General features: G+C 40.6%; 17 protein-coding genes and 1 pseudogene. 1 reads left to right on the top strand and 17 read right to left on the bottom strand.

Translation table 11 applies throughout. From position 1 onward, the window contains the following. Positions 1 to 2 precede the first annotated feature (2 nt). Both HMPREF2780_RS11270 and HMPREF2780_RS11265 read right to left on the bottom strand, forming a co-directional pair. Positions 3 to 2,636 (bottom strand): alpha-mannosidase, encoded by a 2,634-nt coding sequence (locus HMPREF2780_RS11270; RefSeq protein ID WP_061596775.1) that lies wholly within the window; start codon positions 2,634 to 2,636, stop codon positions 3 to 5. Positions 2,637 to 2,659: 23 nt separating this feature from the next. Continuing rightward, positions 2,660 to 3,949 carry a glycoside hydrolase family 125 protein gene (locus HMPREF2780_RS11265; RefSeq protein WP_061596773.1) on the bottom strand — a complete coding sequence of 430 codons (1,290 nt, stop codon included), beginning with the start codon at positions 3,947 to 3,949 and terminating at the stop codon, positions 2,660 to 2,662. Positions 3,950 to 4,118: 169 nt separating this feature from the next. Between HMPREF2780_RS11265 and HMPREF2780_RS11260 the strand changes: the two genes are divergently transcribed. Beyond that, a complete protein-coding gene (locus HMPREF2780_RS11260; protein WP_061596771.1) occupies positions 4,119 to 6,212 on the top strand; it encodes a GH92 family glycosyl hydrolase in 2,094 nt (697 codons plus the stop codon). Positions 6,213 to 6,247: 35 nt separating this feature from the next. On the opposite strand, the gene HMPREF2780_RS11255 is transcribed toward HMPREF2780_RS11260, so the two are convergent. From HMPREF2780_RS11255 to HMPREF2780_RS11815, 15 genes and pseudogenes are all read right to left on the bottom strand, one after another. Beyond that, positions 6,248 to 7,948, bottom strand: a complete 1,701-nt coding sequence (locus HMPREF2780_RS11255; protein ID WP_376739296.1) for an alpha-L-fucosidase — start codon at positions 7,946 to 7,948, stop codon at positions 6,248 to 6,250. A 173-nt stretch (positions 7,949 to 8,121) separates the two neighbouring features. After that, entirely contained in the window at positions 8,122 to 8,811 is a 690-nt protein-coding gene (locus tag HMPREF2780_RS11250) for a VIT1/CCC1 transporter family protein (protein ID WP_061596769.1), read from the bottom strand. 168 nt (positions 8,812 to 8,979) lie between these two features. Further along, entirely contained in the window at positions 8,980 to 9,603 is a 624-nt protein-coding gene (locus HMPREF2780_RS11245) for a TetR/AcrR family transcriptional regulator (RefSeq protein WP_002901577.1), read from the bottom strand. A gap of 39 nt (positions 9,604 to 9,642) precedes the next feature. Then, positions 9,643 to 10,725: an ABC transporter permease gene (locus HMPREF2780_RS11240; protein WP_045504263.1), complete on the bottom strand. Its 1,083-nt coding sequence runs from the start codon at positions 10,723 to 10,725 to the stop codon at positions 9,643 to 9,645. A gap of 1 nt (position 10,726) precedes the next feature. Then, positions 10,727 to 11,443 carry an ABC transporter ATP-binding protein gene (locus HMPREF2780_RS11235; protein ID WP_060553880.1) on the bottom strand — a complete coding sequence of 239 codons (717 nt, stop codon included), beginning with the start codon at positions 11,441 to 11,443 and terminating at the stop codon, positions 10,727 to 10,729. A 274-nt stretch (positions 11,444 to 11,717) separates the two neighbouring features. Further along, positions 11,718 to 12,317, bottom strand: coding sequence for a nitroreductase family protein (locus HMPREF2780_RS11225; protein ID WP_045634178.1), 600 nt, complete (start codon positions 12,315 to 12,317; stop codon positions 11,718 to 11,720). Between the two features lie 413 nt (positions 12,318 to 12,730). Next, positions 12,731 to 13,768: a zinc-binding dehydrogenase gene (locus HMPREF2780_RS11220; protein WP_061596768.1), complete on the bottom strand. Its 1,038-nt coding sequence runs from the start codon at positions 13,766 to 13,768 to the stop codon at positions 12,731 to 12,733. Positions 13,769 to 14,049: 281 nt separating this feature from the next. Then, on the bottom strand, positions 14,050 to 14,682 hold the full coding sequence (locus tag HMPREF2780_RS11215; protein ID WP_061596767.1) for a hypothetical protein: 633 nt from the start codon (positions 14,680 to 14,682) through the stop codon (positions 14,050 to 14,052). Continuing rightward, positions 14,679 to 15,308 carry a hypothetical protein gene (locus HMPREF2780_RS11210; RefSeq protein ID WP_061596766.1) on the bottom strand — a complete coding sequence of 210 codons (630 nt, stop codon included), beginning with the start codon at positions 15,306 to 15,308 and terminating at the stop codon, positions 14,679 to 14,681. Before HMPREF2780_RS11210 ends, HMPREF2780_RS11215 begins: the two co-directional genes overlap by 4 nt. After that, a complete protein-coding gene (locus HMPREF2780_RS11205; protein WP_061598910.1) occupies positions 15,305 to 15,940 on the bottom strand; it encodes a hypothetical protein in 636 nt (211 codons plus the stop codon). Before HMPREF2780_RS11205 ends, HMPREF2780_RS11210 begins: the two co-directional genes overlap by 4 nt. Next, positions 15,937 to 16,566 carry a hypothetical protein gene (locus tag HMPREF2780_RS11200; RefSeq protein ID WP_061596762.1) on the bottom strand — a complete coding sequence of 210 codons (630 nt, stop codon included), beginning with the start codon at positions 16,564 to 16,566 and terminating at the stop codon, positions 15,937 to 15,939. Before HMPREF2780_RS11200 ends, HMPREF2780_RS11205 begins: the two co-directional genes overlap by 4 nt. A 14-nt stretch (positions 16,567 to 16,580) precedes the next feature. Continuing rightward, positions 16,581 to 17,540, bottom strand: a complete 960-nt coding sequence (locus HMPREF2780_RS11195) for a hypothetical protein (protein ID WP_061596761.1) — start codon at positions 17,538 to 17,540, stop codon at positions 16,581 to 16,583. A 288-nt stretch (positions 17,541 to 17,828) separates the two neighbouring features. Next, entirely contained in the window at positions 17,829 to 18,263 is a 435-nt protein-coding gene (locus HMPREF2780_RS11190; protein WP_045504275.1) for an NADAR family protein, read from the bottom strand. Then, complete coding sequence (locus HMPREF2780_RS11185) at positions 18,250 to 18,894, bottom strand: hypothetical protein (RefSeq protein WP_045504277.1); 645 nt, start codon at positions 18,892 to 18,894, stop codon at positions 18,250 to 18,252. Before HMPREF2780_RS11185 ends, HMPREF2780_RS11190 begins: the two co-directional genes overlap by 14 nt. Positions 18,895 to 18,903: 9 nt before the next feature. Continuing rightward, positions 18,904 to 19,777: pseudogene (locus HMPREF2780_RS11815) on the bottom strand (hypothetical protein); the annotation flags it as partial.

Raw genomic sequence — 19,777 nt, 5'->3', positions numbered from 1 at the left:
TCTTATTTCAATAGTTCTGTACGAATTTCCTGTGGTCCTAGGACTCCGGACTTTTCAGGCACTACTTCTTCTAAAAGGTTAACTAGCGTTTGGGAATCAGTCGTCACTTCTTGCTCTTCTTGGGTCATATTATAGTAACGAAGTACAATTCCTGACTCGTTTTCAGCCACTTTCAAAGCCGTTGGACAGATTTCAGGCATGTTGAGAGCTGGGTGATCCAGGGCTTGTCCAGTTGCTACAACACTTCCTTCTTGTTTAGAAATTTGCAGAGCTGTCAACGGCGTTTGGAAGGCTTTAGCTCGACGATAAGCGCTAAAGCGTTCTTGTGGTTGATGACATTCTACTGTGTATTCGACTTGGAAGTCACGCAAGCACTGGGCTTCTGGTGTTGGGAAGTAGCCCCAGTCGCCTAGCTCACCTGTTGCACGTAGAATAGTTACGGCAATCGTATCATCACCTAAAATCTCGTATTCATTTAGACCTTTATTAGCTACTGTGACAGCTTTTTGGTCATCATAGAGGGTAACGAAGGCTTGTTGGTGCTGTGGATTTTCTGGATTTTCCCATGAAGAAGCTGGTTGATTATTACGACAAACCACTTCATAAATGCTGTCTGAATCGTTTGTCTTACTACTATTATGAGTTCTGAAGAGAACACGGATGCGGTGATCCTTAGCGGTATTAGTAAAGCGAGTTTTAAAGCGCAGTTGCGGGCTGTCCGCAAAGACCGTCAACTCTGTTGACAAGATCATAGTTGTCACTTCTGACGAACGACCTGCTGAGCGATTCATAAATTCAACAATGCCTTTTTGCTCTTGCTCAAGCGTATCATCAGCGCTTACTGGCAAGGTCAATTCATGGCTCAACTCTACTTTAGTATAGCGGGCATTATTTTCCAAAACCTTAACGCCAGCTAGTTTTGCATAGATTGGCTCTGTATCTTTTGGCTGGAAGTAGATATACTCATTTCCAATATCGCCACGATCTTCAAAGCGGAGGAAATCTTCATAGGCTTCATGAGTTGACTTATCGTAAACGGTCAAGTCTTCATCAAAGCTAACAGTCACAAACGGAGTATCAATCACGCCATTGCGGTAGAGTCCTTCATGTTCTTCTTTTGTACCAGGGAGTAACTGGAAGGTTTTCCAAGATAGAGGTGCTAGATGAAGCGGCAAAGTTACGCGCAACTGACGAGCAATATAAGCTTGACGGAAGCGATCCTTTGGAAGGTCATATTGGAAATTAGCTCCCAAATCTTCGATTTTGGCTTCAACAGGACGACCATCCAAATCCTTGACAATCAGGTCTGGAATCGTCAGATCTGCCATTCTCCGGTAGGCTTCGGTCGGATGCGCCTCCTTGAAATCACAAGTCGCAAATGTCACATCCACAGAAACTGTGTCGACCTTATCATGGAGTCCCGTATTGACAACAGTGAAGAGCAGGTCACTCTCTGCTTGACGGCTATCTAATTTTTGTTTCCATACTTCCAGCAGGTCGCCTTTGACAAATTCTCCCACTTGATTGACTTTGGCAAAGCGGGTCTCCATTTCACGGTGAACTTCGTCTACACTACAGCCACAGATGCTGTCGTGGGGTGCGTTTTGCAAAAGGGTTTTCCAAGCATAAGTCAGCTGGTCTTTGTGATTGTGACCTCCTGTGATAACAGTCAGAGACTCAACTACCTGCTCTAGCAAGTTACTATTTTCTTGGAAAGCTTGTTTTAGATAGATACGAGCTGAGGAAGTATTAGCCAGAGTGTACCAGCCGTCAGTTTCTTGACTGGTCAATTCGCCCTGAACTGTAGACAATTCCTCAGGAAGAGCTGCTTCCACCGCTTGCACATAGTCATCAAAAGAACTATGTACAAAGTTGATATCTGGATAAAGCTCATTGGCTACTCTGATAGCTTGGCTGAGGTTGCGCTGAACTGGCTGGTGATCACAGCCGTTCATCATCAGCCATTGGTTTGTAGAGGCGTAGCTCTTCACATCTGCTAATTTTTGTTCCCAAAAAATCTTCGCTTCCTCAGGGTCGACTGGGATTTCATTCCCATTGCTATACCAGTTTGCAAAAAGGATCCCTAGAACCTTACTCCCATCGGCACCTTGCCAGTACATTTCAGAGTACTGAGAAGTGAATTGCTCATCCTCTAAGACTTGGTTGTCAAATCCAATTGGCTTCACTCCTCGACCGAAAGCTGCTACATGAATGCCAGATTGCTGTAAAATTTGAGGTGCCTGCCCCATATTTCCAAAAGTATCTGGGAAATAACCAATCTGAGTGGACTTGCCCCACTTCTTGCACTCTTGCTGACCAATCAAGGTATTGCGGACATTGGCTTCGCTGGAAATCAGATAGTCATCCTGCAAGATATAGAAAGGACCGATCTTTAATTTACCTTCATCAATGTAGCGCTGCAGCTTGTCACGATTTTCTGGACGGATTTCCAAATAATCATCCAAGACAATGGTCTGTCCGTCTAAATGGAAACTTTTAAAGTCAGGATCGTTTTCAAAAAGATCAAAAAGGTTGTCAAATAACTCTACCAGCTGCATCCGGTGGGACTCAAAAGGGAGATACCATTCTCGATCCCAGTGGCTGTGAGAAATAATATGTACAGTAATATTTTCCATTTTATACCTCTATTTTTAAAATTTTATACGTCAATTCTTAAATCGTAATAGTCTAATACTAATTCGCAGAACATCATATTTGCCCAACTGAACCATTCACGAGAATACTTAGTCGGATCATCCACATGGAAGCTCTCATGCATGACACCTGTGCCTCCGTCACAATCCACCAAGAGGTCTAAGATCCGACGTTTTTCTTCCTTATCGTGCGTGGTCAAACCCTGAATTGCCAAGGCAATCGGCCAGATATATCGATAAAAGGTGTGTGAACTTCCTATTCCTGCAGCTCGCTCTCCTTCATAATAGTAAGGGTTTTCAGGGCTAAGAATGGTGCGGCGTGTATTTTGGTAGACTTCGTCATCTATCGAGCAAAAGCCCAGGTATGGCGCCGCCAATAGACTCGGTACATTGGGATCATCCATAATGCTGGCATTCCCCAAACCATCTACCTCAAAAGCATAAATCTTTTCGCCTTTGGCATTTTTGGTATAGGCGTAATTTTCAATTCCGTCTTTGATTTCTCTTTGCAGACGCTGTGCATGCAGAACAATCTCCTCAGCTCCATCCAGATTCAATGTTTCAAAGATTTCTGTCACATAGCCTAAGACAACCGTTGCAAACATATTCGACGGCACTAAATAGCTGTAGATGCAAGCATCATCACTTGGACGAAAGGCTGACCAAGTCATCCCTGTCACAGCAAATTCAGGCCCTTGCCCTTTATTAACTAGTGTATCTTCCTTGCGGTCCGTATCACGAACAAAACGATAGGAAGAGCGACTGTGGTCTTGTTCTACCGTCCAAACCCGAAGAATTTCTCTGACACCCGCCACAAAAGTAGCATCTAGATGACTCGTCTCACCAGTCTCTTTCCATAAGAGATAAGCCAGTTGCAGAGGATAGCAGAGTGAATCCACTTCATACTTGCGCTCCCAAATCCAACCAGACAAGTCTGTATGGTCTGTCTCATGATGTCCCTTCCAGTTATCCGCGATATTAAAAGCGTTGGCATAGGGATCTTTTAAAATCAGTGTCATCTGACGTTTGACCAGACCAGCAATTGTTTTGCGTGTTTTCGGATCTTCCTTAGCTACAAAGAGATAGGGTTTTAGCTGAGCTGTCGAATCTCGTAGCCACATAGCTGGAATATCTCCCGTCAAAACAAAGGTTGAGCCATCTTCTAATATTTCTACTGTATTATCTAAAGTATCTGTATAGCACCGCTCAAAAACAGATACCCAAGATGGATGTTCGTGGGCTAACTGGGCAACAGACTCCAGCCATTTCCCGACGATTTCTTTTGAATAAACCATTATTTTCTCCTTTTTCATAGTCCTTTACATCCTCTAGTATAGGCTAAACCGTTTTCAAAATATATACACAAACTAAAGGCCTTTCGATATTATATTTTTGCCTTATCCATTGGATTGTTTTTCATGTTATAATCTAGAAAAAACAGGCCTCATTGCAAGGAGATTTTATATGAAACCAATACTAGAAACAATTGACACCCGTTATGGAACGGACAATTCCCATAGCATTTCACATGGCAATACCCTACCCTATACAGGGGCACCATTTGGTATGAACTACTTTGTACCTCAAAGTAGCCATACAGACGGATCTTGGTTTTTTAATCCAGACTCACCTATTTTCCAAGGCATCCGTCTGACCCACCAACCCAGCCCTTGGATTGGTGACTACTCGTGGTTTCTCATTACTCCTGTCTCAGAAAAGATACAGCATTCAGATATTTACCACCGCCAGTCTTCTTATCGACCAGACGAGAGTATCTTCCAGCCTCATTATCTAAAAATCAACTCCAACCGCTACCAGATCAGCACTGAGCTGACTCCTAGTCGCTACGGAGCTCGTTTCCGACTGACCAACCAGAGAGAGAAACCTATCAGTCTCATCCTCCATAGTGAAGCAAATACGACTTTTCGGCAAGTAGATGCCAACACTCTCTTAGGTAGCCTCAAGGAAGAAACCAAGCCAGCCAAGCAGTCCTTAGTCATGCATGTCTGCCTGCGCTTTGATCAGCCTATCAAAAAACAGAGTTTCTTAGACCAAGACCTTGTCCTAGATTTCGAGCAAGGCCAACTGCAATTTTCCTTAGCCACATCTTTTATATCAGAAGAACAAGCCCTGATCAATCTACCCCAGTCTTCCTTTGACAAAATCAAAGAAGAAACCAAACAAGACTGGGAAGCCTTTCTCCATCGTTTTGATATTGTAGACCAAGGCAAAATAGACCGTCGGATGTTTGACCAAGCTCTCTACCGGCTCTTTCTCTTTCCTCAAACCTTTTATGAGCTTGATGCAGAAAGTCAAGAAATCCATTGGGATCTTACCCACCAGACTGTTCAGCCAGGGAAACTCTTTACCAATATCGGTTTTTGGGATGTATTTCGTACTAGCTTTCCTCTATTAGCCCTTATGGCTCCAGATACCTATCATGACTTTCTAGAAGGCTTTCTGAATTTCTACAAAGAAACAGGATTTTTACCAAAGTGGCTTGCTCCTGATGAACGGGGCATGATGCCAGGTACCTTGATAGACGGCGTCATTGCAGATGCTACTGCTAAAAATCTCATACCTGACTTAGAAAAAGATCTTTTCCAAGCCATGTTAGAAACAGCAGAGCAGGAAGACCCTTCTAAACGTTACGGCAGGCAAGGAGCTTGGGACTATCAAACTCTAGGCTATCTGCCTTCTGACCACCATGAAAGTGTCAGCCATACCCTAGACTATAGCTACAGTGATTTTTGTATTGCTAGCCTTGCTAATAAACTCCAACAAAAATCAGTAGCTCAACAATACTCTCAGCAGTCTCTTAATTACCAGCATCTATTCGATCCAGAAACGGGCTATATGAGAGCCAAAGACCGAAACGGACAATTCCGGCCAGACTTTTCTCCATACACTTGGGGTCGAGATTATGCAGAATGCTCAGCTATTCAAAATACACTCAGCGTCTTCCATGATATTGAAGGACTGAAAAATCTAATGGGAGGGAAAACAGCATTCACTGATTATCTAACCAAGCTCTGCCAGGACCAGCCTTCCTATGACGTAACAGGTTATGGCTATGAAATCCACGAAATGAGTGAAATGGCGACAGCTCACTTTGGTCAACTAGCCATTTCAAATCAGCCCAGCTTTCACATCCCCTATCTCTTCCGCTACAGCGACAAACCGGAGTATACAAGTCTACTTATTAAAAGCCTGAGAGAGCAAGGCTTCCGACCTGGCTGGCAAGCTTTTCCTGGTGACGAAGACAATGGTAGCCTCTCTGCTTGGTACATCTGGAGCGCCATCGGGCTCTATCCGACCTGTCCTGGAAAACCATTTTACGACCTAGGTATTCCCCTCTTCAATCATCTACGCCTGTATCTACCACAAAGTCAAACATGGCTAGACATTTATGCTCATGACAACTATCCGCACTTCCAATTTGTGACTAAGACAGAGTTAGATGGGCAGGCACTGCAACACATTTCCCATGAAGAACTACTAGCTGCTAAGCGCCTAGACTTCTACTTGTCTTGGCTACCAAATTCTTCAAAAGAATAATAAACAAAAAATGCAGAACAAGAGTTCCGCGTTTTTTATTCTGAACTTGGCTTGACCACGATTTTGACCCGATTTTGCCGACCGTCCTCTCGGTTAGCACAAAGATAAAAATCCAAGTCTTCCTGACCTGTAAAAGCTAAAGTCGATAGCTTGATTTCTTTCGTCTGCTCCCCAGTAGCAAATGTGATTTCCCAAACCTGATCTAGATAAGCCGTCCCATGCGTTCCAGTACCGGGCTCCGTGACTATCTGAATTTTCTCTCTATCCTCCACTTTGTCCAAACGTCTGAGGCTGATTGAAAGGTTTTGCCCTCCGACAAGAGGAGAGCTTATTTTTGAAAATTCTAAACCAGCAATCGTGTTTTTCTTTTCCAGCACAGCCGGTGCCTTATAGACTGCAAACTTGTTCAAAAGAGGAAGAACTTGAAAATCCGTCAACATCAACCTTAAATAGCGAGCCTCAACCATTTCCCCTAAGAGAAGGCGCTTGTAGCCAATAGTCTGACCACGAGCAAAGTCCGTCCAGCCATTCTCTTGCCTCACTTCTAAGGTAAAGCCTGCGATCCTTTGGCCTTTAGAAATGGGTTCTCGAATTTCAACGAGATTAAAGCTACGAGTCTGGCACAAGTCAATTTCTAAGACATAGGCTGACTCGTCTGAAGCTGGCGCCCAGAAAGTATCTTCCCGTCCATCCGTCAAATGACTAGATGGAAAGCCTTCTTTTTCATTACTACAGCTCACCTTGGCCTGGTAGGCTAGATTATCCGTATATAAATCTGAAATGACCCGGTGAAATTCCTGCAAGCGCTGGACATCTTCTTCCGCTAATAGCCCTTCCTTAGTTGGCGGGACGTTGAGTAAGAGGGGTGTCCCACGCCCAACGGAATCCATATAGATATCCAGCAGATCAGCCAAAGATTTGGGCTGCTGACTCGCATGATAAAACCAGCCCGAGCGCAAGGATACATCAGCTTCTCCCAAGGAATACTGTGTCCCTTGCGGATCACCATGGCAGAGATAGGCCGATGGAGTATTCTCACTTAGTTTTTCTGGTCGAATTTTCTGCCACAAGGGATCTCCGGCCCGGCCTCTTTCATTTCCTATCCAACGCAGTTCAGTCGCTTCTGTCGAAAAGATCAGAGCATCTTTTTGGTAATGGCGAATGGTCTCAAACCAAGATTCAAAATCATAGGTAAGCTTTTGGGCACCTTCACCACGCGCCCCGTCCATCCAGATTTCTACAAATTTCCCTTTATTGCCATAAAGAGGATTACTCAGAATTTCTTCCAGTTGCTTCTGATAATATTCATGATAGGCTTTTTGAGTCTTAATGTGATAGAGCGGACTGTGAGCATCCCAAGGAGACAAGTAAAGACCTAAATCCATATCATACCTGCTTGCTGAGCGAGAAATTTCTGCTAATAGATCACCCTTGCCATCTCTCCAGGGGCTAGCTGCCACCGTATAGTCTGTGTAGCGACTCGGATAAAGGACAAAACCATCATGGTGCTTGACTACGACAACTACTCTTTTAAATCCAGTCTCTTTCAAAATCCTAATCCACTGATCTGTATCCAGTTTCGTCGGATTAAAAAGACGAGGATCTTCCTGACCATTTCCCCATTCCTGCTCATAAAAAGTATTGATACCAAAATGAATAAAAGCCGCCAACTCATCTCGATGATAAGCCAGCTGGGCTGCTGAAGGTAAGGGAGCAAGATCTGCAATTTCGTCCATTTTTTTCATAAATATATCTATCCGCCTCATTATTTTCTAGTAAATCTCTTTGCTAGCTCCACTATAACAAAAAAAGAAGGCGCTAACAACACCTTCCATATAACTTCCTAAAAAGCCACTCTTTCTTCTATAATTTGTTGAAGAGGGAAGCTCGATTTAATTGTTCTCTCAAATTAAATCGCAAAAATCTGTCCGACCAGATAAGTGACCGCCATGGTTAGAAGACCGATCACAAGATTTCGAAGCATAGCATTTTTGATCGGTGCTTTGCCCAATCTAGCACTGGTATAGCCCGTTCCCAAAAGCGCCAAGGCCACGATTAGAACGGTTGACCAGATACGGATATGGGCAGGAAGCAGGATAATGGTAATCATAGGAAAAAGCGCACCAACCGCAAAAGCTAAAAAGCTAGAGATGGCCGCATGCCAAGGATTAGTGAACTCCTCGATCTCAATACCATACTTTTCCTCCACCAAGGCCTCCAGTGGATCTTGAAGAAAAGCCCGGTTGGTCATAAGCTGGGCAGATGTTTCACACTCACCATTTTGGACATAGGCAGCATAGAGAGACTGCCTTGCAATATCTGGATTCTTCTCTAAAAGCTCCCGTTCTCTGGCAACAGCAGCCTCCTCCGTATCCTTTTGAGTAGAAACAGACACATACTCTCCGCCTGCCATAGAAAAGGCCCCGGCAAAGACAGCTGCCAAACCAGACAGAAAGATTATCCAAACATTGTCCGTCGCACTGGCCACCCCAATTACTACTCCTGCGATGGAAATAATACCATCATTTGCTCCTAAAACCCCAGCTCGCAAGATGTTCAGCCGACCACTAAAGTTCTTATCAATTTTATGCTCTTCCATCTATATTATTCTCCCTTGTTTTTATTTATAATCATTATAAATAAACCCGTAAACTAATACAAGGAAAAATAGGAAAATGAGAAAAGTCCGACGATTTAAGAGAAAGAATGGATTAATAAAAATATTTCTCAAAGATAAATCTTAAACTTCATTAATATAATGCAAGTATCATCTCCACAAGCCACCTAAGATTTGTTTTTCTAATAAGTCTAAGTCTTCCTCTTTTATTTCTCCATTGTCGCTAACGATATAAAGCTGAGCGAAGTAAGCCAACAATGGACCAACACAAATACGAACCATTTGAGGAATCGTTAACTCTGGATTTACACGTGGATCTGCTAGCAATTCCTTATGAAGTACTCGAAGTTTATCTTGAATAGCATTCCAGATAAAAATCTGTTCATTTTTTAGTTTTTTATTTGAAAAACTCTCCTGCAGAATGATTTTCATCAAAGCACGATTTTTTTTGAGATAGCTCATACGATCGTGGACGAGATAACGAACCCTCTCTTCTGTCGTTTCAAAAGCTAAGAGTTCCTCAAAAAAACTACCGAAAATGCCTGGGACTACAGGATGTAAAATAGCCGTCAGTAAATCATCCTTCGTCTTAAAATACTTAAACAAAGTTGCCTGGCTTAGTCCAGCACGCTCAGCTATGTGAAGAGTTGATGTCCCATGGTAACTCCTGGTTGATATGAGATCCACTGCTGCCTGCATGATTTTTTTCTTTCCTTGAGGGTAATTCGCTTCTTCTAAGTAATCTTCAAACGATTCAAAAACAGTCTTATCCATCTAATCTTCACACCTTTTTAGCATTATTTATGTTGATTTCTAAACTTTACGATAACGACGCAATCCAACAATATTAAGAATTGTTAAAATGATCAAGAAAACCATTAAAACACTAAGATTTGACAAAATATCACCAAGATTGTGCCCGTAAAGAATAATCTGGCTTATTGCATCACCAGAATAGGTTAATGGCAAAAATTTCCCCACAGTTGGAGCCCATTCTCCCATGGATGACAATGGAATAATTCCTGAGAAAAAAAGTTGGGGCATAATCACGAGAGGAATAAATTGCATCATTTGGAATTCTGATTTTGCTAGAGTAGACAAGAGAATTCCAAATGCCAGTGCTACAAGAGCCAGTACCACATTAACTATTATAACATTTAAAATACTTCCTACAACTTCTACATCTAGTAGCCAAATTGCTGCTAAGACGACAACTGCCGTTTGAAAAATCGCAATAATACCGTAAGACAACATATAGCCATAGACGATTTCAGATCGTTTCACTGGTGTTGCTAACAAACGTTCTAGTGTTCCACTGGTGCGTTCTTTCAAAAGCGCCATACCAGAAATCAAAAAGACAAAGAAGAAGACCACAAAGCCAATTAAAATTGGAATCATACGTGCAAAGAATCCAGTATTTTTATCTCCATATTGGTAAGATTCTTTGATTTCAGGCGCCTTTGCATCTAATTTCAATTGTGGAAGAGCTTGTTTGACACGAGATAATAACTGATCGGTGCCTTCATTGACGATACTTGTTCGTAACACTTGTCGTATCATAGATGTCTTGGAGGCATCTGTGTTTGCGTAGTCGACCTGATACTCACCGTCTTTATAAGAAATCACAGCATCGACTTTTTCATTTACTAGCGCTTCTTTGGCTTGATCTAAGCCTTGATAAATCTCGACGTCCACATGATCGAGCTCATCCATTTTCGTTACCAAACCAGTTGGTAGATCTTGTGTTGCCAACTTGACATTCACGGTTGTACTAGCTGAAAACATGAGGTTCATCAACCACATGATAAAAACAGGTGCTATAAACATCAGGGCTAGAGTTCGTTTGTCACGAAGTAATTCTTTGATGACTTTTTTTGCAATCGCTATTGTTCTCATTTTACTCACCTTCTGCTTTTAAAAATACTTCTTCAATACTTGAAACTTGATAACTTTCTTTTAAGTGTTGCGGTGTATCAAAAGCAATGATTTTTCCGCCTAATAATAAACCGACCTTATCCGTCAACTCTGCTTCATCCATAACATGGGTAGTAACTAATATCCCAACCCCATTATCTCTAAGCGCGAATAATTCTTTCCAGATTTTCTTTCGAAGAGAAGGGTCGATTCCAACTGTCGGTTCGTCCAAAATCAAGAGCTGAGGATTCCCCAGAAGTGCGATGGCCAGAGATAAACGCCGTTTCATTCCTCCAGAATAACCGGATACCGTTTTATTCAAATGCTCTGTCAAATCCACAACTTGAGCCACGTGGGCAATTTCAACTGTCAAATCTCTTTTGGATAGCCCTTTTAGCTGACCGAAAAATTCCAAATTTTCTTGGCCTGACAAAGCCTCATATAAGGCATCTGACTGGGCCATATAACCAATATCTCCTAAAATATGACGATTGGGCATAGTATGATCCAGAACTAAAGCTTCGCCTCCATCAGCTTTTTCCATTCCCAACATGGTCTTAATCATGGTTGATTTACCAGCACCAGACGGACCAATTAAGCCTATAATTTCTCCCGGCTGCAATTCAAAGCTGACATGATTCAAAACCATTTGACGACCAAAAGACTTATCCAAATCTTGTAAATGTAGCAATTTTTTCATATGCCTCCTCCTAGGTGAGTACGTACTCACTTTTTAAATCACAAGAGCTATTATAGTTAGTGTTTACTCACTTGTCAAGAAAAAAGTTGAAATTCTTTAAAAAAATAAAAACACCAGATGATATTATCTGATGCTTATAAAAAATATCTCTGATTTTAGGAGTGTTTCTGAATCTCTTCTCGATACTCCGAAATGGTCTTTCCTGTCCACTTTTTAAATTATTGTGAAAAAACTAAAAATCCCATCTAGTTCCAGATGGGATTTTTTATATTGATTAGTTCCCAAATACCTTGAAGCGGTTTTCTGTTTGGATTTCTTTGTCAGTAGCTGATGCCTTGATTTCTCCAAATGGTGCTTGAGCACGGAGTTTCCAGTTTGCTGGGATATCATATTTTTCAGCCAATTGTGCATCTACTAAGGGGTTATAGTGTTGCACATTGAGACCAATATTTTGCTCAGCTAGAGCCAACCATGTCGCATAAAGGGCAATTCCGTGGCCTTGCTCTGACCAAATTGGGAAATTCTCAGCGTAAAGCGGGAATTGCTCTTGAAGACCTTTGACAACGTCTTGATCTTCATAGAAAAGAATGGTTCCTTTGGCTTGAGCAAAACCTGCCAAGCGTTCCTTTGTTCCTTCAAAAGCTTCAGCTGGAGTCACTTTTTCAAGTTCTGAGTAGGCAATCTCATTCCAGAAAGCATCTGACTCTTCATCCAACAGAATCACAACTCGTGATGTTTGTGAGTTGAAAGCTGTTGGTGTTTGGAGAATTGCTCCTTGAATAGTATCAATCAATTCTTGGTTTGTAAGTTCTACATCTTTGCCCAAAGCATAGATGGAGCGACGTTTTGCTTGTAAATCTGAGAAGTTTGTCATTATTTTTTCCTCTTTCTGTTTAAAAAGTTGTTTGAATCCGTTAAAGATATTCATAGCATCCTTTCTTCGTTGTAATAGCGCTCGTTACATTATCTATTATACAGCTTTTCGAAACATTGTCAATAATTAGTGATAATTTTTTTGATATTTTTTATTTTCCTAAAATCTATCTATGCCACAAGACCTTCCTTATCTACAAATCTTACTCAGTAAATGCTGACAAGCTGATAAACTTACTCTATCGTTTGCACGCAGATAATAATAGACTTCATAGAAACTCTTTTAGAATGTAAGCTTAACTCTTATTGGCCCGTAAATTCATTTTCATGGGGAACAGACAGAAAGGTTCAACAGCAATTTAAGAATTACTCTAACAAAAAGTCTAGTAGACAACAATTCTACTAGACTCTTTTCTAATCAATCACAATCATAGCCTTAATGGTCTTGCGTTCATCCATGTCTTTATAGGCTTGATCAATATCTTCAAGTTTATAACTTGAAGTGAAGACACGTCCTGGATTGATATCGCCATCAAGGACAGCCTTGAGCAAAATTTGCTTATCGTAAGTCGTGACGGAGGCTGCTCCGCCTGCCACCGTAATGTTTTGAGCGAAGGTCGATCCAAGAGCACGGTTGTTATAGTGAGGAACTCCAACAAAGCCCATCCGGCCACCATTGTGAAGGACTCCCAGCGCCTGGTCAACGGCAGCTTCTGTCCCGACGCATTCCAGAGCTGCATCTGCTCCTCCTCCAAGGATTTCACGGACTTTGGCAATTCCTTCTTGACCACGTTCAGCTACAACAGCTGTCGCACCTGATTCCAAGGCCATTTTTTGGCGATCTTGGTGACGGCTCATGAGGACGATTTGGTAAGCTCCACGCATTTTAGCAGCAATCACTGCACATTGTCCAACCGCTCCGTCACCAATGACAACTACCTTATCACCTGGCTTGACGTCAGCAACACGCGCTGCATGGTAACCTGTCGGCATGACATCAGCTAGCGTCAAGAGAGATTTTAGCATGCCTTCTGTATAATCTGAGGGTTGCCCTGGGATTTTGACCAGGGACCAGTTGGCATATTCGAAGCGCATATATTCTGCTTGCACACCATCAGACCAATTATTACCAACATGACGATCACAAGTTCCATCATATCCTGCCCGACAGGCATCACATTCCCCACATCCATGAGTAAAGGGAGCAATAACAAAATCGCCAGGCTTAACCGTTGTAATAGCCTCACCGATTTCTTCGACAATCCCGATAGCTTCATGCCCACTATTTTGATGGCCCTTTTCGATGTCTGGATTGCGATAATGCCACAGGTCTGAACCACAGACACAGGTCCGAACGATACGGAGAATGACATCATCCGGTGCTTCAATTTGTGGACGCTCCACTTCTACTAGACCCACTTCCCCAGCTTTTGTATAGACAGTTTTCTTCATAGAACAATCCTGCTTTCTATTCTTACTTGCTTTTAGTATACACCTTTATTATCTATTTTGTAAGTAGAATACGGGCTTGAAGCTTCTAATGAAAATTTCCTCTTTTGCGCCATTTGCTTGCTCTTAATTAAGTAATCAATTTGATTGGCTTAATAAATGTTTTAAAAATCTAGCAAAAGACCTTGAGAAAATATTCTCAAGGTCTTGTTCATAATATATAGTTGAAATACTGGACATGATGGTCTTCTGTGTTAATCAGACTCTCGTACCATAGCTTACTTTTAAAAATCATCTTCATCATCGTCATAAACTCGTTCACCATGGATAGCGATGTATTCTTCACGAAGGCGTTCTTCCTCTTCCCATAGAGGGTCTCTTACCGGTACCATTGTCTTTAATTCTTCCAAACTAATTTCAACCGCTTCATCATAAGTTAGTGAAAGAACATCCTTGTGCAACTCCTTAAAAGTCTCTACATCCACCCAGGTCTCTTTGTCATCCTCGCTAATCTGCCCATCAATTGCACCCGCAACCTCGACTGCCATAATGTATAAGGCACGTTTGTCTACTGTTAAAACATCTATATGAGATGTTGCGATACGTAGATAATCTCCACGTTCTCTCCACTCTGTAATGAAAGTTTTTTCAAATTCAAGGGATATATTTTCATATTTATAGGAATTCCACGGATTTTTTAAATCATAAGAGGGAATATTATTCCATCTTGAGTCAAAAAAACGCCATTTATCAAAGCTTACTACAAAGTAAAAATCATCTTGCAACATCTCATCATCACCGACGTTTGAGTATGTAATAGGATGACCATGCCACTCCTTAAACCACATTTTCCAGAGCAACTCTCTTGTTGTAAAGGTCATTTTTTTCTTAAAATCACTTTTGATGTAAATTCTCACTCGTCTTCCTCTTCGTCTAACTCCACTTCTCCATGGATTTTAATGTATTCTTCATTCCTGCGGTCGTCTTCTTCCCAAACTGGATCTCGAACATCATCCATAAACGGAATTTCTTCAAGGCTCATCTCATTAGCCTGTTCATAACTCATCGAAAGGATATCCTCATGACGATTTTTAAATTCCTTCACACTTAACCAGCTCTCTTTATCATCTTCGCTAATCTGACCATCAATCGCAGTCGCAATTTCAATGGCCATAATATAGAAGGCACGTTTATCAACAGTTAGAAGATCAAGGTGGGTAGAAGCTAAACGTAGACAGTCTCCTTTTTCTCGATAGTCTGTTGCTGGATTATCTTCAAAATCTAATTCAAGATTTTCATATACATGACTTCCAAATTCGTTGGTAATCCCTTCTTTCAACCGAACATTATTCCATCTACTATCATGCATCCACTTATTTAATTTTAAGTGAATAGTTGGGTCTGTTTTAAATGGGCGAGTATTTCCAAAATAAGAAAAATCTACTCGCTTACCATCTTTAGATTCAAACCACATTCTCTTCGCTAGTTCTAAGTAATCAAACGGAATTTCTTTGGTGTAATCACCTTTAATATAAATTCTCACTCATCTTCCTCATCGTCATCCAGCTCTACCTCTCCATGAATTCGGATATACTCTTCGCGTTTTCTATCCAATTCTTCCCAGAGTGGCTCGTCAATGGCGTCAATCGTTTGAATTTCTTCCAAACTCATCTCATTTGCCTCCTCAAAGGTTAGAGATAAGATATCTTGGTGTTTTTTCTTGAATTCCTCGACTGTTAGCCATGTTTTCTTGTCATCTTCGCTCATTTGACCATTAAAGATTGTGGCAATCTCAATGGCCATGATATAGAACGCTCTTTTATCAAGAGTGAGCAGTTCAAGATGGGTAGAAGCGAGACGCAGACATTCTCCATTTTCTCGAAAATCTGTTACATAAGCATCTTCATAATCTAAATTTAGTTCTTCATCAATTTGTGAAAAAAAGCGATATTTTATCCCTTCTTGTATCGGAACATGCAACCAACGTTCATCATAATCCTGTTTATCTAGTTTTAGATGAATTGCTATATCATTCCTATCTCTGATTTGACGGAAACCAGAATAGGAGAGAGGGATACCTTCTCCTTGATAAGTTTCAAACCACATTCTCTTCGCTAGTTCTAAGTAATTAAATGGAATTTCTTTTGTGTAATCACCTTTGATGTATAGTCTCACTCGTCTTCCTCTTCGTCATAAACACGTTCGCCGTGGATTTGGATGTACTCTTCACGAAGGCGCTCTTCTTCTTCCCATAAAGGATCTCTTACTGGCACCATTGTCTTTAATTCTTCCAAACTAATTTCAACCGCTTCATCATAAGTCAGTGAAAGAACATCCTTATGTAGCTCCTTAAAAGTCTCTACATCTAACCATGTCTCTTTGTCATCCTCGCTGATATTCCCACCTATTGCACTCGCAACCTCGACCGCCATAATGTATAAAGCACGTTTATCTACTGTTAAAACATCTATATGAGATGTTGCGATACGTAGATAATCTCCACGTTCTCTCCACTCTGTAATGAAAGTTTTTTCAAATTCAAGTGTTATACTCTCATATTCCAAAGACAACCAAGGATTACTAGGAATTATAAAAGGAGCCTTATCCCATCTTTCGTCAACTGAAGACCACTTGTGTAACCGAACACCAAAGTAAAAATCATCCTGTAACATAGCATCATCACCAACATTGGAGAAACTTATTTTCTTGCCATTCCGTTCCTTAAACCACATCTTCCAAACAAGCTCTCTAGTTGTGAAGTCTATTTTTTTCGTAAAATCACTTTTTATATATAGTTTCATATTCCCTCCTAATTTCAGTAATTATTTTGATAAGTTTTCCAAATTCTATTGAAGATTTCTTCTTTAACAGTTTTATTAAGGTTTTTTAAGTTATCATTAGTGTTAATCCAATCCCATATTGAGTTTTTATTGTAAATATTCTTAATGTCAATATGCTCATTCACTCTATACCCCGACTTCCCACTTCCAGATTGAACCTGGAAAACTCCATCACCATTCGAACCACTCGTTGACTCCCAATCTACACGAAGCTTCACTTTTCGATTTCCTACTCGGGCTTCAATTTGTTTACCACCTCTGCCAGAAATGGTCTTACTCGTCGGTTTATTGGCCTGCCAGCTGTCATAGTTGCTAGCTGTATTTAGGCTGATTTTACCATTGGCTATATTCGTTTTAACAATAGCTGTACCTATATTTCTGGCACCATCTATTACTAAACTTCCGCAAAAAGCATAGCTCAAATCAGCCACTGCTATACCAGCAATTGCAGAAGTTCCAGCAGATTCTAGTCCAAAGAATAAACCTACAGCCTCAGCAACTGTTCCTCCAAAGTAAACACCAATACCAGCTAAAATTTCTACAAGCCCCTGAGCCACTGCTCCTAAATTAGCTTCAGTATTTTCCGCTTCTAGTTTATGTAATTCCTCATTGATCTGGTTAGTATACTGTTCATCGTAACGACCATTCTTATTTACAACGTAGAAAGAACCATCATAATCACTATAATCAATTACATCAATTATATTGCCTTCATTGTCAATTTTTAGAGTATGGTTATAATCATCAACAATCTTATCCCATTCTGAACGAGGTTTACCCTTTAATTTTTCCTTGAGTTGGCTACGATAATAAGCATCACCTTCATCCGATAGCATCATATTGCGAGAAGCTTCTTGAATCAGTCGTTCTTTAGGTTCCAGATATTTTTCTTTGAAATAGTCTGAATCTTTGCCTTTTTGATTTCTTCTACCCAACTCATATTCAAGCCTTCAGTTGAATAATTACCATCGCTATCCAGCAATACCTGACTAAGCTGCGTCGCTCCTTGGATAGCTAAGCCCAAAACCTGCAGACTATCTGTGAAATAGCGGCTAATCAGCTCTAAACTTAGAGGAAAAGGGCAAAAGATTTATCTCTCCCTTTCACTTTTTACGATAATAAACACATATATATCTGTTTATCGGGATTTTTTTATCTTTACAGACTGAACTAGGGGAATTTAAAACCTAACTGAATAGATTGTCTTTGTTAGTAGTTTGTATTTAGCGAAGCTCTGTCCGTACTTCCATCAGAATTTGCCCCAGCATATTTTTTCCTGTACCATCGCCACCATCAGCCCAGTAGCTATCATTTTTCGTATGTTCAATGATGATACTATCTCCAGTCTCTAATAAATCTTCCATAATTACTGTGTTTTGACGGAATTTCTCACGAACAGCATAACGCATAATATCATCCTTTACATCTTCCCAGTCCTTTCGTAACGGATTCTGGCGATTGCGTCCCTCCAAAGCAGCATCCATAGGTGACTCCAGCAGGCGAATTTTTTCCTGAATTTCTGGAACCAAGAATTTCTGAGCCTGGAAATAATGTTCCGATGTAGGCCAGATTTTATTTCCATCCGAAAAAGGATAAGGAGCAAAATTGGACATATAACCGTAAGCATCGTTTACCTTATAGAATTTAATTGCCTTCATTCTCTTCCTCCAATCCGAAATCAGCTAGTGATTTACTTTTCTCCTCCAGAAGTTTTTCCACATAATCAGGTTCTATCTCTAAAAACAGTTTCAAAGTATCATGAATTCGCCAATAATTATCTTCTGGCTTATCCATAATAACAGATAGAAAGTGCTTTAGGTAAGGGATATATTCAGAAAAGCCATTATCTTCAACTAGATAGTAAAAATATGAAAGATCATAATAACCTTTTTCCGCCTGCTCTATAATTTTGCAGACATAAGGGAATATGTCTTGCCTTGCTTTATCACCATTGCCAATATCTGATTGATTAGCCCAATAGCTAGTAAGAGCATCTAATATAATTCGATTTGTATCATCATAACTATATAGCCGATGAGGAATGTAGCCTTCCAATTTCCCTTCAACAAACATCTGAGTCAACACATCAAAACCTTCTTTCAGCCCCCAAATAGTTAAAAGCCTAGAAGCTTTATAGCGCAAAAAATCATCATCGCTAGATAATAAAGAGATAAGTTTGTTAATCGTTTCTTCTGGCACATCTTCTAAGTCAACTTCTTCAAGCAGGTCTGCGTAGTCTACACCATTAGGGACTTTGTAAAATAGATTATCAAGTTCTTCTCTAGTCATTTTTTCTCCTTATTCAAAAGTAAAATATTCGGGTGGAATATTTCCTTTTATCAATACTTCCCCATCACGTTTAGTATTGAATAAATCTTTTTTAGCATCATTTAGCCTTCTCGTATTTATATCATTTGGATTTTTATTATATCTCACTTGTGCTTGGTCAACTCGTTTTTGCAAATGGTCAACTATTTCTTGGTGTGTTATAACTTCTACGTTTTTAAGTTTTCCTGTCTCAATATCATGCTGAATTTGCTTGGAATCAATCCTTATCCTATATGATCCATAATTTTTGGGAGTTGTACTGAATTCTGGATCTGTTGTTGAAATATAAGGTGTACGATCAGAATTACCGCCTCGTATTTGAGAATGGATAGGAAGATCTCCATCAGGATTTACTGACACTAGATAACCATCCTTATTGATATAAGCTTTAGGGTTTCCTTTATAATTTCGAGTATCAGAGAAATTGTTATCGTTTCGAGTTACAAAATCCGGAACGGTTTTTTCAGTAAAAGCTCTAGTATTCACTTCAGCATCCGGTACCACCGGCTGACTCCCCACACTCGAATTTCTCACCGCATCCTTAATCTGATAATACTCATTAATCTGGGCATCGGCCCTTTGTGTTTGTATATCCTTATTATAAGCCCGAGTACTCCAAGCTGCTACCCCTACCATTAGGAAGTCATAACCCGCTTTTATACTCGGTGCGTACTTGGTATAGTTTGTGGCATAATTCAGGAGTTCCTCATCAGCCTCTTTGCCTGTGACTGAATCAAGGCCCATTTCAGCGATATACTCAAAACGCTTTTGCTCGAAGTTAGGATCGTGTTTGCTTAACAAATCAATGATACGAAAAGGGCAAGGAAAGCATCCTACCCTAAAT

The sequence above is a fragment of the Streptococcus sp. HMSC062B01 genome, from assembly GCF_001811085.1.
Taxonomy (GTDB): Bacteria; Bacillota; Bacilli; order Lactobacillales; family Streptococcaceae; genus Streptococcus; species Streptococcus gordonii.
The sequence above is the reverse complement of the archived record's forward strand: the minus strand, read 5'-3'. Positions and strand labels throughout refer to the sequence as shown.

What these genes read in the sequence shown, in the direction of transcription:
- HMPREF2780_RS11270 (WP_061596775.1), bottom strand. Translation starts at nt 2,636, where the DNA reads ATGGAAAATATTACTGTACATATTATTTCTCACAGCCACTGGGATCGA.
- HMPREF2780_RS11265 (WP_061596773.1), bottom strand. Translation starts at nt 3,949, where the DNA reads ATGGTTTATTCAAAAGAAATCGTCGGGAAATGGCTGGAGTCTGTTGCC.
- HMPREF2780_RS11260 (WP_061596771.1), top strand. Translation starts at nt 4,119, where the DNA reads ATGAAACCAATACTAGAAACAATTGACACCCGTTATGGAACGGACAAT.
- HMPREF2780_RS11255 (WP_376739296.1), bottom strand. Translation starts at nt 7,948, where the DNA reads ATGGACGAAATTGCAGATCTTGCTCCCTTACCTTCAGCAGCCCAGCTG.
- HMPREF2780_RS11250 (WP_061596769.1), bottom strand. Translation starts at nt 8,811, where the DNA reads ATGGAAGAGCATAAAATTGATAAGAACTTTAGTGGTCGGCTGAACATC.
- HMPREF2780_RS11245 (WP_002901577.1), bottom strand. Translation starts at nt 9,603, where the DNA reads ATGGATAAGACTGTTTTTGAATCGTTTGAAGATTACTTAGAAGAAGCG.
- HMPREF2780_RS11240 (WP_045504263.1), bottom strand. Translation starts at nt 10,725, where the DNA reads ATGAGAACAATAGCGATTGCAAAAAAAGTCATCAAAGAATTACTTCGT.
- HMPREF2780_RS11235 (WP_060553880.1), bottom strand. Translation starts at nt 11,443, where the DNA reads ATGAAAAAATTGCTACATTTACAAGATTTGGATAAGTCTTTTGGTCGT.
- HMPREF2780_RS11225 (WP_045634178.1), bottom strand. Translation starts at nt 12,317, where the DNA reads ATGACAAACTTCTCAGATTTACAAGCAAAACGTCGCTCCATCTATGCT.
- HMPREF2780_RS11220 (WP_061596768.1), bottom strand. Translation starts at nt 13,768, where the DNA reads ATGAAGAAAACTGTCTATACAAAAGCTGGGGAAGTGGGTCTAGTAGAA.
- HMPREF2780_RS11200 (WP_061596762.1), bottom strand. Translation starts at nt 16,566, where the DNA reads ATGAAACTATATATAAAAAGTGATTTTACGAAAAAAATAGACTTCACA.
- HMPREF2780_RS11190 (WP_045504275.1), bottom strand. Translation starts at nt 18,263, where the DNA reads ATGAAGGCAATTAAATTCTATAAGGTAAACGATGCTTACGGTTATATG.
- HMPREF2780_RS11185 (WP_045504277.1), bottom strand. Translation starts at nt 18,894, where the DNA reads ATGACTAGAGAAGAACTTGATAATCTATTTTACAAAGTCCCTAATGGT.